This window comes from Desulfobulbus sp., from assembly GCF_031547805.1.
GTDB lineage: Bacteria > Desulfobacterota > Desulfobulbia > Desulfobulbales > Desulfobulbaceae > Desulfobulbus.
On sequence record NZ_JAVBRQ010000051.1, the window covers coordinates 26,322 to 38,112 of the forward strand.

Annotated in this window: 13 protein-coding genes and 2 pseudogenes; 6 read left to right on the forward strand and 9 right to left on the reverse strand. The window is 54.4% G+C overall.

Annotation, left to right across the window (positions count from 1 at the left end):
* From RMR13_RS15100 to RMR13_RS15120, 6 genes and pseudogenes are all read right to left on the reverse strand, one after another.
* Nucleotides 1–1,335, reverse strand: a complete 1,335-nt coding sequence (locus tag RMR13_RS15100) for a hypothetical protein (protein WP_310601457.1) — start codon at nucleotides 1,333–1,335, stop codon at nucleotides 1–3.
* A gap of 238 nt (nucleotides 1,336–1,573) precedes the next feature.
* The gene (locus tag RMR13_RS15105) at nucleotides 1,574–3,172 is read right to left on the reverse strand and encodes a phage/plasmid primase, P4 family (protein ID WP_310601458.1); all 1,599 of its coding nucleotides are present in this window, start codon (nucleotides 3,170–3,172) and stop codon (nucleotides 1,574–1,576) included.
* Between the two features lie 440 nt (nucleotides 3,173–3,612).
* Nucleotides 3,613–3,798: pseudogene (locus RMR13_RS15410) on the reverse strand (helix-turn-helix domain-containing protein); the annotation flags it as partial.
* 152 nt (nucleotides 3,799–3,950) lie between these two features.
* A complete protein-coding gene (locus RMR13_RS15110) occupies nucleotides 3,951–4,712 on the reverse strand; it encodes a Rha family transcriptional regulator (protein WP_310601459.1) in 762 nt (253 codons plus the stop codon).
* Nucleotides 4,709–5,173, reverse strand: a complete 465-nt coding sequence (locus tag RMR13_RS15115) for a hypothetical protein (RefSeq protein WP_310601460.1) — start codon at nucleotides 5,171–5,173, stop codon at nucleotides 4,709–4,711. The genes RMR13_RS15110 and RMR13_RS15115 overlap by 4 nt, the downstream gene beginning before the upstream one ends.
* The gene (locus RMR13_RS15120; protein WP_310601461.1) at nucleotides 5,170–5,400 is read right to left on the reverse strand and encodes a helix-turn-helix domain-containing protein; all 231 of its coding nucleotides are present in this window, start codon (nucleotides 5,398–5,400) and stop codon (nucleotides 5,170–5,172) included. Before RMR13_RS15120 ends, RMR13_RS15115 begins: the two co-directional genes overlap by 4 nt.
* 77 nt (nucleotides 5,401–5,477) lie before the next feature.
* Here RMR13_RS15120 and RMR13_RS15125 point away from each other — a divergent pair, with 77 nt between their 5' ends.
* Genes RMR13_RS15125 through RMR13_RS15135 form a run of 3 tightly spaced genes read left to right on the forward strand, consistent with a single transcriptional unit; the run spans nucleotide 5,478 to nucleotide 7,697 of the window.
* Entirely contained in the window at nucleotides 5,478–6,179 is a 702-nt protein-coding gene (locus RMR13_RS15125; RefSeq protein ID WP_310601462.1) for a helix-turn-helix transcriptional regulator, read from the forward strand.
* 2 nt (nucleotides 6,180–6,181) lie between these two features.
* Nucleotides 6,182–6,658, forward strand: a complete 477-nt coding sequence (locus RMR13_RS15130) for a DUF6932 family protein (protein ID WP_310601463.1) — start codon at nucleotides 6,182–6,184, stop codon at nucleotides 6,656–6,658.
* Nucleotides 6,636–7,697: a hypothetical protein gene (locus RMR13_RS15135; protein ID WP_310601464.1), complete on the forward strand. Its 1,062-nt coding sequence runs from the start codon at nucleotides 6,636–6,638 to the stop codon at nucleotides 7,695–7,697. The genes RMR13_RS15130 and RMR13_RS15135 overlap by 23 nt, the downstream gene beginning before the upstream one ends.
* A gap of 359 nt (nucleotides 7,698–8,056) precedes the next feature.
* On the opposite strand, the gene RMR13_RS15140 is transcribed toward RMR13_RS15135, so the two are convergent.
* A complete protein-coding gene (locus RMR13_RS15140; protein WP_310601465.1) occupies nucleotides 8,057–8,944 on the reverse strand; it encodes a fructose bisphosphate aldolase in 888 nt (295 codons plus the stop codon).
* A 78-nt stretch (nucleotides 8,945–9,022) separates the two neighbouring features.
* Between RMR13_RS15140 and RMR13_RS15145 the strand changes: the two genes are divergently transcribed.
* The 3 genes and pseudogenes from RMR13_RS15145 to RMR13_RS15155 all read left to right on the forward strand — a co-directional run.
* A complete protein-coding gene (locus RMR13_RS15145) occupies nucleotides 9,023–9,403 on the forward strand; it encodes a hypothetical protein (RefSeq protein ID WP_310601466.1) in 381 nt (126 codons plus the stop codon).
* Nucleotides 9,372–9,755, forward strand: a complete 384-nt coding sequence (locus RMR13_RS15150) for a helix-turn-helix transcriptional regulator (protein ID WP_310601467.1) — start codon at nucleotides 9,372–9,374, stop codon at nucleotides 9,753–9,755. The genes RMR13_RS15145 and RMR13_RS15150 overlap by 32 nt, the downstream gene beginning before the upstream one ends.
* 482 nt (nucleotides 9,756–10,237) lie before the next feature.
* A pseudogene (locus tag RMR13_RS15155) lies at nucleotides 10,238–10,345 on the forward strand (IS21 family transposase); the annotation flags it as partial.
* Between the two features lie 31 nt (nucleotides 10,346–10,376).
* Here RMR13_RS15155 and RMR13_RS15160 read toward each other — a convergent pair.
* Both RMR13_RS15160 and RMR13_RS15165 read right to left on the reverse strand, forming a co-directional pair.
* Nucleotides 10,377–11,339: an IS3 family transposase gene (locus RMR13_RS15160; protein WP_310601468.1), complete on the reverse strand. Its 963-nt coding sequence runs from the start codon at nucleotides 11,337–11,339 to the stop codon at nucleotides 10,377–10,379.
* A 74-nt stretch (nucleotides 11,340–11,413) separates the two neighbouring features.
* A complete protein-coding gene (locus RMR13_RS15165) occupies nucleotides 11,414–11,722 on the reverse strand; it encodes a transposase (protein WP_310601469.1) in 309 nt (102 codons plus the stop codon).
* Nucleotides 11,723–11,791: the final 69 nt, after the last annotated feature.

An 11,791-nucleotide genomic window follows, 5' to 3' on the forward strand; every position in this document is an offset into this window, starting at 1 on the left:
TTATCCCTCCACCGGCGGTCTGCCGGCACAAATGTATGCCGGCAGGAATTCCCGTTTCGCCATCAACACCGCCTCGATTGCCGCCCGTCGCTCGACAACACCCATGCCGGAGAGGGCCGATTGCAACCGCTTCAACTCGTTGCGGGAAAAGACCGGCAGGCCCTGGTCGGTCAACAGGTGCCACTGTTCCTCGTTGTTGGTCACGTAAACCACCTGACCATCGGCCAGCTCAATCTCGATCACCTGGACTGGTTCCTGCCGATCCGTGGTATCGGTTGCCGGGCTGGGCGTGGATTGGAGGGCATCCTGCCGCGCGGCGGTGGCGGGTTTGGCGCGGCCGGCAAAACCGAGTTTGATCCGGAGCCCGCGAGGCAAGCCATCCACCAACCAGGCCCACAGGTCGACCCCGTTGGCCGCGCCGTCGCCGGGATCCTTGGCACTGCCAGGCAAGGAAGGCAGGCGGCGGTACTGGCGATAGTGGCCGCTCCACCAATCCTGCTCCCGGTCGCCGCCCTGATCGTAATCCAGGCCGCCGAGGATGCAGGTGGAACGCTGCAGCAGCGCGTGGGTCGCGCGGTCGGGACGGGCCGCGGAGTTCCACGTGGTGATGGCCCCGATCTTGCCATCGGTGATCCCGGCCAGGAGGATGGCGTCGAAGCCGCACTCGACCACGACGAACACCTCGGCCTCCGGATGCAGGACCATGGTGGCCATGGAAGAGCCGTCGATGGGCAGGTACTTGATCTCCGAGGCAAAGGATGCGATATCCTCGTTGAGGCGGCGGACGCGCAGCTGGATGAGCCGGCCGGCGGAGTTCCTGGCCGGAATGACCCACCCCCTGGGAATCCACAGCCGTTTGGCCTTTTTCCCCTGCATCTTGGGCAAAAGCCCCCAGCGTTCGCGCGGCCGGTAGCGATCGCGGCCCTTGGAGCTGAGGTTGTAGCCAAGCCCATAGGCACGGGCGATGTCGCCGGCGATGCCGCGCCGGACCAGCCAACCGAGGGCGTCTGGAGTGGAGGACAACCGTTCCTGGCAATCGGCCAGCAGGTTTTCCGCCTTCTCCCGCCACACCTCGCCCGGTTCGTCGTAGGTTTTCGGCAGCCATGATGCGTGAGGGGGTGGCGTGGCCGGAGGCGCCTGGTAACGGCTGCGAGAAGGCCATGATTTGCCCTCAGATGCAATTCCGAGTTCGGCGCAGGCCTGGGGATAGGTCAGCCCGTCCACCTGCTGCAAAAAGGCGATGGTGTCCCCGGAGATGCCGCACTGGCGGCACCAGAAGCGGCCAGGCACCTTGCCGCCGCCGTCGCGATCCGGCCAGATGTGGAACCGATCCACCCCTGCACCTTGGCAGGCGGGACCAGGGCAGGGTGAAGTGTATTCGCCGCCATGTTTCAGCGAGGTTTTGCGAGGGGTAATTCCTCGATTTTGCAGTAGTTCCAAGAGAGACATATTCTCTATTCTTTTTTTATATGTAGGAAATGAATGTATTTATATATAAATATTAATATATCCCCCTTAACACGGTGGGGGGTCTCTCCGGGGAAACGCTACATCAGCTACAGCGGGGCGGAGTTCAGGCGTTGGGGGGGCCCACCGCCTCGTCCATCAGGCGCCGCTGCCAGGTTTGGTTGAGTACTCCCCCCCGATACACCACTCCCTCGGAGCGCCTGACATACTGGAAACTGTCGCAGGCCTTCATTTTCAAGCCAAAGGCCCGGTGCGACGGGGTCGAATCCTTGCGAGGATTGATGGTTTCCCGGTACCATAGGGTGAAGGCGGTATAGAGCGTGGTCGACCCTGTTTCGCTTTCCGACTTGCTGCAACAAGCGGAGACGAACTGGCCGATCCAGTCGGCATCGTCCCGGTACTCGCCGGTCGACTTGAGCACCGATTGCGGCGGCACGATCTTGCGGCCGGCCGCTTGCCACTTCAGGCAACCCTCGATCAGCCAAGCGAGGATCTGCTCGTCCATGCCGGTCAGTTTGTCCTCGATGTCCGAATCCGCCAGCTTCTCGTGTTTTTCCGGATCGGGATTGCCCTTGACGAAGCGGATTGGGAAATTGATCAGGAAGGTGCGATCCCAAAACGCGGGATCCCCGGTCGGGGGTACCGGCTCATGGTTGCCGATCATGAGAGAGAGGTGGGTTGGCTTGAATTCTCTCAATTCCTTGTCGTACGGGTTGCGGCCCTCAAGGTTGTCGCCACCGGTGATGCGCTTTACCTGCTGGCTCGAAAAACGAGCCCCTTCCTCCACTTCGGAAGACATGGCAATGCGCAACCCTTCATGTTTCATGATGGCCGGGTCGGTTTGGTTGGCGGTGCGAGGCTGGTTCGACTTGAGAAAGATTTCGCAGGGGACGGTGGCGGCGTAATCGCCCAACACTCGACAGATGGCGCCGATGAACAGCGATTTTCCGTTGCGGCCCCGGCCGAGGAGAAAGGGAAAGACATGCTCGGTGGTCAATCCCGTGATCCCGTATCCGAGCAGGATCTGCATGAACTCGATGATTTCCTGGTCGCCATCGAAGATATCGTTGAGGAATTGCTCCCAGGCGCCGCGATCCAGGACCTGGTCGAGCGGCACGAATCCGCATGAACACCGCTTGGAGACCAGTTGTCTCGGCTCTCCCGGATACAGCTCGCCGGATCGGAGATCCACCACCCCGTTGCGCACCCCCAACAGCCACGGATCCTTGTCGAACTCGTTCCCTTCGATGGCAAACGGGTTGCCGAAGTATGTGCGGGCAAACTTGACGCAGGCGTTGCGCCCTTTTTCCTGCCGGAGCGCCTTGATCTTTTTCTGAAGCAACTCGATCTTGCGGTTCCATCCCTTGGTGTAGATTTTGTGGTCCTCCTCGTCGTTTTCCTGCTTGGACTTGTTGATCTTGCCCTCCAGATCGACGATCTCCTGGCCATACCGGTCGGTGACGTACCTGACCAACCCGAGGACCAGCTCGGTCCTGTCCCTCTGCCAGAAATTTCCACGCCATACGTACCAGGATTCATTGGCCGCGGCGTACAGGAGCTTGTTTTCAAGAAGAGCCGCGAACAGCATGCCATCCCCCTCGTTTTCGGTGGCCAGGCATTCCCGCACAAATTTGCTCGGCACCTCGTTTGGTGCCGGCACCTCCACGCCGGAATCGTGTCCATTAATCGCGTCAACCAACCTCATTCGGCCACCTGGTTTTTGAAAAGTTTCATTGTTTCAATGGATTTTCGAACCCAAATGGAGGCAAACCACGCGCGTCCGCCGACCCGTCTATGGGGTCGCCTGGAAGGACCCGTGAACCACAGGCCCTCTGTGAACCTTGCATTGCATTCTTTTGGATGAAAAAGAGAGGGAAGGCTGGATGCGGACATTCTCCGCCCTTACGGGCGATGACCAGGGCAGGGGACAAGGAACAGAAGGGCGGGCAAGACTCCTCGCTACCCTGGGCAACAAGGGCCAGGTGAACGAGGCAGGGAAGGAATTCAGCCGGCGCTGGCATCGGCAAGGTCAGCATCCGGTAATCTCGGCCAGGAAGAACAGAAGCCCGGCGCACCAGAGCAGCACGACGGCGACCCCGGCGGCCCAGGATTCACAGAAACGGTTCCAATGCGTGAATAGCTGTTTCATCTATTCCACCTCTTGCGCGGCCGGCCGATACGCACCTTCGGCTTGAGCTTGGTGCTCTCAAACCAGATCTCCAAATCGCGGATGCTCAGGAGGGTTTGCTTTCCAGGGCGATAGGCGGCAATGGCTCCCGCCGCAACCAAACGCTGGATGGCCCTGGTGCTTATCCCGAGCAGCTGCTCGGCCTCTTGGTAGGTGACTTTGACCTATCCATGATCACTCTCCTCCTCTACTGGCAGCTTCCACTAGGGCGGTAATCGTATCGTCGTCGAGATCGAGCCAAGTCAAATCTTCGATCATCCGGGTCACTTCAGCGGGGGTCATCATGGGTGCCTCCTCATGCGGTGACGGTGTTTTTTTGATCCAGCCCCGCTTCTATCTGGTCAACCCCCTCACACCCGAGGACCTTCGTCTTTGGGACGACGTTGGCGAATCTTTCGACTCGCTCTTTCGCCAGCTTGTAAATTTCCTTGTAAAACAGTCCTTGCTCCATCCCGTCCTCAATGGCCCTTGCCGCCACAAATTCAGCGGTTGACAGGAAGTTCAGCTGCATGGAGTCAAGAAGATCACGGAATGAGTGACCAGTGTTGCACTGGACAAGAAACAAGGCTTTGCAGGTGGCTGTGGTGATATTCCGATAATAATGGCGGGAGTTGCGACTGCCTTGGCCCTCGGCGTAGGCAACAAACGTCTGAATGGTGTCGGTGACTTCCCGGCGGACAGCCTTCCCTTGGCGCCGTTGCTCTTGCCACAAGAGGTTGGCTTGCCGGGTAAGGGCAGATTCCATGGCGTTAAAAGCGGCAATGTATTTTTCTTTCCAGGATGCCGCCTCCTTGCCTCGAAAACCCATGGCAAGAAATGTGAATCCATCCTTGGTCATGTTGAACATGGGTTGAACTTTCCCCCGATCGTCTATGTAATTTCGTGGCTGAAAATTCAGCCGCGAAAACTCAGCCGAACAGTCTAGGTTCAGAATCGACTGAATGACATTTTTGTGTTTCTTCCCGAACTTCTCTGCCACATCCAGGCTGGTGGTGAACAAGCGTCCGCCACGCTGGCTAACCATGGGGATATCTGAACATGACTTGATCAGGTTCATGGATTTTGCTCTTCGAGGGCGGCGGTATAGGCCAAGGTCAGGGCGTGGTACAAACTCTCGCCATCAGCAAACAATACTTTCTCAAGCGAGATCCCGGTCTTTTCGGAAATTAATCTGGCTTTTTGTTTTGAAAACGCCTTCTTGCCCTTCCTTACCTCACACAAAAATGGGGCGGACACTCCCAGATATTCAGCCATCCGCCTCATGCTCATGAGGCGGATGGTGTTCGGGGTTCGGCCCCGTTTGAAGTTGATTGTCCCGTAAATCTGCTCCAGCTCTTGCTTGATCTCCTCGGGTTCCCCGAACAGCCAGATGTGAAGGCTGATGCCGGTGAGCTGTTCAAGGCGAAGGGACTTCTTCGGCCCGAATCGGCATCTTCCACCAAGCAACGCGGATATTTTGTTTTTGTCGACGCCCAAGATTTGGGCCAGGTCTTTTTGTGTTATGGCTTGTGTGCTCATGATTTAGCCTCGCGTTTTTTGGGGTCCACCATCATGGCTATCTGCACGCGTTTAACGAATTCTTCACCATCCAGAAAAATAACATCTTGAAAAGGAAGCCCTATTTTTCTGGAAATGCGCAATGCGGCTTTTTTGCCGAGCGTTCTCCTCTTGTTTTTAATATCGCTGATATATTGAGGCGATATGCCAAGAAACTTGGCCATTTGTTTTTGAGATTGCGTGTTCATAACCGGAGATTAAACGCACATCGCGTTTTGACTTGTTACGCGTTTCGCGTATAACGGTAGACAAAAAAGGTGTTTAAATGGCTGAAACAAGGGAAAAGTTTAGCGTGGCGTTTTCTTGGCTAATTGAGAAGAAAAAGATTGTGCAGAAGGATTTTGCCGCTCTGTGTGGCATGTCACCATCATCGATAACCGATTACAAGACGGGCAGAAGAGAAGGTGACGAGGATACCAGGGAAAAGATTTCCGGATTGCTTGGTTATGAATACAGAGACTTCCTTCACCTCGGCCAATGGATTTTGGACAGCAAAGATCCCGAGGAATGGAAGCCGCCTCTGCGCGGTCATCTCCCCCCGATGCCGCCGGTGATTCCCGCTCAAGGAATCACACGCGACATCCTTGATCCAAGCGATCTGGGGCAAAAGTCCCCGGCTGAAATGCTTTCCAGCCTACCTACCAGCCAAAAATATCAAGAAGCGAAAGATGTGCTTGTCTCGGGAATAGGCATTCCAGAAGACGAAGCGGACAAGCTGTTGATGAAACACATGGGCCTGCCACCGACCCTGACCACCAGCCTCCCCGAAGACAAAAGGGAGCGATTCATGCGAATTTGGGAGTACGCCTGCACCACGCATCAAAAGTTGAAGGAAGCGGCCTGGCCCGGCGACAAGGAAATCCGCTTGAACCGCTATCTCGACGGCGAACTCGATGATGTGGGGGTCTATCTGGAAGCGATCGGCTGGTTGAAAGAACTCTTCAGAAGCGGAGGCGAGATCGACTAACCATGCCCGATCCTGAGCCGCTCTTCCCGCCAGGTATTATTGATACAACCATTGAGCACATTGAAGAAATGTGCGTGGCCAACTTTCCGGGCAACAAGATGCGTGCATACATCTTCCAGCGCTTCCTGGGGTACATTGAGGCCCTGCGCGGCGTAAACGCCATGTTTCACGTTTGGGTAGATGGATCGTTCGTCACGACAAAACAGGAACCTGGTGATATCGATCTCTTTATATGGTTTAATGCGGACGCGATTGACAGCCTAGCGGACAAAGACAAACGTGTTCTGCATACACTGCTCCGGGACAGGCCGTTTGTGAAAGCACAATATAGCGTTGATATCTATTACGGGGTGCATGGCGATGTGAACGCCCGCATGTATTGGCGTGGTTGTTACGGCTACACCAGAGAGACAGAGCAGCCCAAGGGGATTCCGCAAATAGTGGTTGGACGTAGAGATGAACCAGATAGCGTGGCTTGAAAAAAATATCATGGATGTTGAGCGCCTGCTATCCTCCCACAAAGCATGGATGGATCAGGCGCCATCGAGTTTTAGTGCCCGTCTCGTACATGCCGGGACAGAAAGCCGCCTAGCGGAACTGCGTCAACAGCTCTACCTAGAAAAAGAAAAGCGTGGCAAGGAGATCGTTGAGCTCCACTTGGAGGGACTCCAAAGCCTCCCCGGAACGATCCCCCTCAGACTGCTCAGCCAAATTGCCAAAGATTTTTCGGATGCGGCTCATGCCGCAGCGTATCGCTTGAGACGAGGCAAGGAACTGATCAGCAGGCTCCCAAACAGCATTGTCAGGACATTGGATCTCAGGTTGGCCGGGATAGCCTGCGGCTCTACCAAATTATTTATCAGCACGGAGCTGAGAGCCAATCTGTACGGCCAGAGCCTGGCTGAAAACACCATTGAGTCCATCTTTGAGATATTGACAGCAAAAGATGGGGAAGAAATGGCAAAAGCGGCATCTGAAGCTGGGTTAAAGGCAACCAGATCGGTTGCAAAAATGTGTGCCACTCTGGCAAAGGAAAAGGTTAGCCTTGGCATGACATGGAACGATCCAGCTGGAAACGATCACATTTTCAATGGAACAACAGAAAAACTTGATAAAATGTCAATTGTTTTGATGGAGCTCGCGTCTATTCCACCAGAAGAAATTGAAGTTGAGGGAACTTTGTCCCTGATTGGCGTCAAGGGAAGATTTGAGATAGAAAAAACAGGGGGAAAAACGATCAGGGGGAGATATCCTGATTTCCTTTTTGATAAAGTCAGAGATATTCCCATCGGATCACTCGTGAGATCAACAATAAGAAAGGAATGTATTGAAAATAAGACAACAGGCTACATGAAGGATATGTTCTTCTTGCAAGACATCGAAAACATATCGCCGATCAATAACTCTTCAGGTCGAATGATCTTGACTGGTGGGTATGCGATCGATACTGACAAAAACGAGACTACCTATCCCGAGCAACTCAAACTCCCCGGCAAGCTTAATAAGCCTGGTAAATGATATCGGCAGGCAACATGTTGCTGTAATTTGATCAGTTTCAGCAATAGATTGAAGGCATAAATGAAATCTTAGGCAGAACACTGAACGTCGAAAGATTGGTGACGACGATCAGTGTCCGAGGGCAATTCGGGATCCTCGCAGAAATCGCACGACAAATGATTCCTATATGCACTCTCATCACCTGTCTCTTCCTCCTTCTCATCCCCACCTTCGTCTGCTATCACCCTCTCCTGGTGTTCGCCCTATTGTTGGGCTGAATCAAAGCCGGTATATGGCTTTACAACCATATACCGGCCTCCTCGAAGGTTTTCAGGTGTTCCCCTTGCCCCTTCTTTACTGGGTCTGCATTGCCGATTTTTTCAGGTGGCCGACGCCGCGTAGATGGCCTTCACAGAGCTGTCGAGCTTCGCATTGAATGCCTCATCGCTTTGCTGGGCAGAGAGGCCTTCGATCAGAGCGCGGGAGAAGCTGGCGATAATCCCTTTGTTACGGCTGAGACGCTGGTTGGCCTCCGCCTGGCTGTACCCCCCAGAAAGGGCTACGATGCGCACCACGTGCGGGTCGGTTGTAAGCTGATGGTAAAGGTTGTCTTCCACGGCAATGGAGAACTTGAACATGACCTTCACCTCGGGGCCCAGGGCGGCCAGGTGATCCTCCACGGCAGTTTTTAGCAGGGACTCGGCGTGCTGCCTGTCCGGGCTGTGGATGTCCGTTTCCGGCTCGATGATGGGCACGAGCCCTGCCGCCGCGATCCGCTTGGCCACGTCGAACTGCTGGGCGACAACGGCCTTGATGCCGGAAGGGTTGGCTTCTTTGATCACCGAGCGCATTTTGGTGCCGAAGATACCCCGCCCGGCGGCCCGGTCCAGGAGGGCGTCCAGATCCGGAATGGACTTCATCAGCTGAACGCCATCGCTTAGCGGCTCAAGTCCTTTGTCCACCTTGAGGAATGGGATGATGCGCTTCTTGTTCCAGAGATAATCGGCTGTCCGCTGGCCCTCCACCAGGCGGTCCATGGTGTTCTCGAAGAGAATGGCGCCCAAGATATGTTCACCATTGAAGGCGGGACATGTCATAATCCTGGTCCTCATGGCGTGCACCATGTCGAACATGGCCGCGTCGCCGGAAAAGGCCGACTCGGGGATGCCGTACTGGGCAAGGGCTTTGGGCGTACTGCCTCCGCTCTGATCCAGTGCCGCGATGAAACCGGCGTCTTCATGCATGCGCCGCAATTGTTCGTTTTTCATTGGTCTGCCTCCCATTTTGATATAAGTTTATCACATATTATCACATATGTAGATCGTGCGACACAGGTATTTCTGTGCATGGAGAAGATTGCCGCCGAAGATCGTGCCGCCGTGGAAGTGGAGGAAGGCTCATTGATAAAATATTTTCCCCTTGCCTTGTCCTCATTTTATGAGTACCATAAAGACATGGAAAAGAAATATGTGGTGACAATCAAAAGACGGGTTCTTCGACAGGCGGAAAAGATGCCAAAGGCCGAACAAAAAAGCCTGAAGCAACTGGTGGACGATCTGGCCGAGCATGGACCCGTCCAGCCTAGTTGGAGAAATTACAGCACCCTGTCGGCCACGGAACACCATTGCCACTTGAGCTACCACTGGGTCGCTTGCTGGCGATATGAAAAAGGAACTATTGAGATAGAGGTATATTATGCCGGAAGCCGGGAGAACGCCCCCTATTGACCTGCGGGTGCGGGTGCGGGGTAAGAAAAAGGCGGAAAAACTCATCGCCCTGTTGCGCGACGAGTTCCGCGCGCATGTGGAGATTGTTGAAGACGATGATGACAAGTTGGTAGTCGCCACGGAAACCGATTGGTACAAGCAGATCAGCGCCGAGATGACGCCGGGCGACACGTTGCGAATCCGCAGGGAAAACGCCGGATTGACTCAAGCGGCGCTGGGCGAAAAGGCAGGGGTATCGCGGAAGAATATCTCTGATATGGAAAACAACCGGCGCCCCATCGGCGAGGCGGTGGCCGAACGGCTGGCAGCGGCGATGGGGCTACCCGCTGGGGTATTGCAGCGGCGATGGTAAAGGCCTGGGAAATCATCTCAGCCGCGCAACTTGAACCCCTGATAGCGATTCATCATCCGTAAAAAATACGGAAATTTTTACGAAATGTTTCGATAACAATATGAAATAACACAAAATTATCCTGAATGGGGTTCAGGGGGCCGGAGGTTCAAATCCTCTCGTTCCGACCAGTAAAATCGAGGGGTTAGATGCCGTATACGGTGTCTAACCCCCTTTTTCTTTGCTTTTCCTCGCCATCTTCGCTCTTTCTCGCATATCTCATTGATTATTCAAGGTATTTTTTTTAATTGCGCCCCTTTTATGGGTGTCATAGAATGACATCGCACGACGTGGTTTACGGAAAATTACGAAAAAAATTCATTGAAGTCCGGTTAAGTGTTAGCGGCAAAATGGAAATGCCCCACATCGGCAACTAAAAACTGACCCACTTTTCCAGTAAACTGCCGACCGAGGAGGTCGGCATGAAGACACAGGAAGAGTGTATGGAAATCAGGATAGTGAGCAGGCAAGGGAAAGGGATACGTGAGATATCCCGGATGATGGGGATATCTCGGAATACGGTTCGTAAATATATGCGATCCGCAGTGAATGAACCGGTCAATAAGGCCCTAGTGTTCCGCCTCAGTTGGAAAAGGACAATCGAGCCGTTTGCAGTAAGGACTCCGAAGGAGCCGCTTTGTCTCGAGAGAGCATCGGGGTTGCCGATGGTGCCCGAAACCGTTTTGTCTTCCTCAGTTTCCGTGCCTCTTCCAGTTTCCGGTCCCGCTCTTTGAAAATCTCCTGCTCCCGGCCATTGAGCTTGTCCACCGGGGCGACGTAGCCGATGGCGCTGTGCAGCCGGACGTTGTTGTAGTGGGCAATGAACTTCTCCACCATCCTCCGCGCCTCGTCAAGACAAAGCGGTACCCCCGGTCGAATGCACTCGCCCTTGATGGTGGCATGAAAACGCTCCAACTTGCCGTTGGACTGCGGATAATAGGGCGACGTCCGCACGTGTGTCATGCCGGAGAGCCGGATGAATTCCTTGAAATCCTTGGCAATGAATTGCGGGCCGTTATCGGAGATGATCCGCGGCCGGGCGTCAGGAAACCTTTCCTTGGCGCGTTGCAGGATAATCTCCACATCCTGCTCCGTCATCTGCTCACGGATCTCCCAATGAACAATGAAACGGCTGCAGCCATCGAGAATGCTGCACAGATAATAGAACGTGCCGCAGATATTGAGATACGATACATCGATATGCCAGTGTTCGAGGGGATTCAGCGGTTGAACGAAACCGGTGCCTTTGAGACTTTTCTTCCGGTTCCATTTCTGCAGCAGGCCAGCTTGCCCAAGAACGCGCCAAGTGCTGCTGGGGCTGACCGCAACGACATCTCGATCCAGGAGCATGAATGTCAACCGACGGTAGCCCTCAAGCGGATTGGCCAAGGCAAATTCGATGATCGCCGCCCGCTCCCACGACTCAAGCCAGAAGTCGCGCGGGATCAGCCCGTTATGCTCATTGACCCTGCCGTAACGCTGGATCCATGCATACAACTTGCTCTTCGACACGCCCAGCCAGGATATGATGCTTTTCAAAGCCACTTCCGCTTTCTTGCTCCAGTGCCTGCTGAAGTCAACAACGGCATCGCGAATATCATGGGGAACCCAACTGCCATTCAGGGCTCCCCAAGTTCTTTTTTTAACTGGATATGTTCCTCCAACAACTCGGACAGCACCTCATGCTTCCGCCGTAATTTGTCTTCAAGCCGCTGAATGCGCTGATCTTCCACACGCCGGTCCACCTTGACCTCTCGGGCAAAGGCGGCCGCTCCTTTCTCGAAAAATTGCTTCTGCCAGCCATAGAAAGTCTTCGGTTGAAGTTGGTATTCATCGCAAAGGTCAGATACCGCTTCCCGCCCAACCAGATGACGCTTGAGGATGAAGACTTTTTCCTCGGGGCTGTAATTGTGACGCTTTTTTCGCATGGACTTCCCTCCGTTCATGATGGTGTATCATAAACAGCTCAAAAGTCCTATTCCCGCTGAACCAAGACA

Bases quoted from the DNA above. Each gene is read 5' to 3' on its own strand.
- RMR13_RS15105 (WP_310601458.1), bottom strand. From the start codon at position 3,172: ATGAGGTTGGTTGACGCGATTAATGGACACGATTCCGGCGTGGAGGTG.
- RMR13_RS15110 (WP_310601459.1), bottom strand. From the start codon at position 4,712: ATGAACCTGATCAAGTCATGTTCAGATATCCCCATGGTTAGCCAGCGT.
- RMR13_RS15115 (WP_310601460.1), bottom strand. From the start codon at position 5,173: ATGAGCACACAAGCCATAACACAAAAAGACCTGGCCCAAATCTTGGGC.
- RMR13_RS15120 (WP_310601461.1), bottom strand. From the start codon at position 5,400: ATGAACACGCAATCTCAAAAACAAATGGCCAAGTTTCTTGGCATATCG.
- RMR13_RS15125 (WP_310601462.1), top strand. From the start codon at position 5,478: ATGGCTGAAACAAGGGAAAAGTTTAGCGTGGCGTTTTCTTGGCTAATT.
- RMR13_RS15130 (WP_310601463.1), top strand. From the start codon at position 6,182: ATGCCCGATCCTGAGCCGCTCTTCCCGCCAGGTATTATTGATACAACC.
- RMR13_RS15135 (WP_310601464.1), top strand. From the start codon at position 6,636: ATGAACCAGATAGCGTGGCTTGAAAAAAATATCATGGATGTTGAGCGC.
- RMR13_RS15140 (WP_310601465.1), bottom strand. From the start codon at position 8,944: ATGAAAAACGAACAATTGCGGCGCATGCATGAAGACGCCGGTTTCATC.
- RMR13_RS15145 (WP_310601466.1), top strand. From the start codon at position 9,023: ATGGAGAAGATTGCCGCCGAAGATCGTGCCGCCGTGGAAGTGGAGGAA.
- RMR13_RS15150 (WP_310601467.1), top strand. From the start codon at position 9,372: ATGCCGGAAGCCGGGAGAACGCCCCCTATTGACCTGCGGGTGCGGGTG.
- RMR13_RS15165 (WP_310601469.1), bottom strand. From the start codon at position 11,722: ATGCGAAAAAAGCGTCACAATTACAGCCCCGAGGAAAAAGTCTTCATC.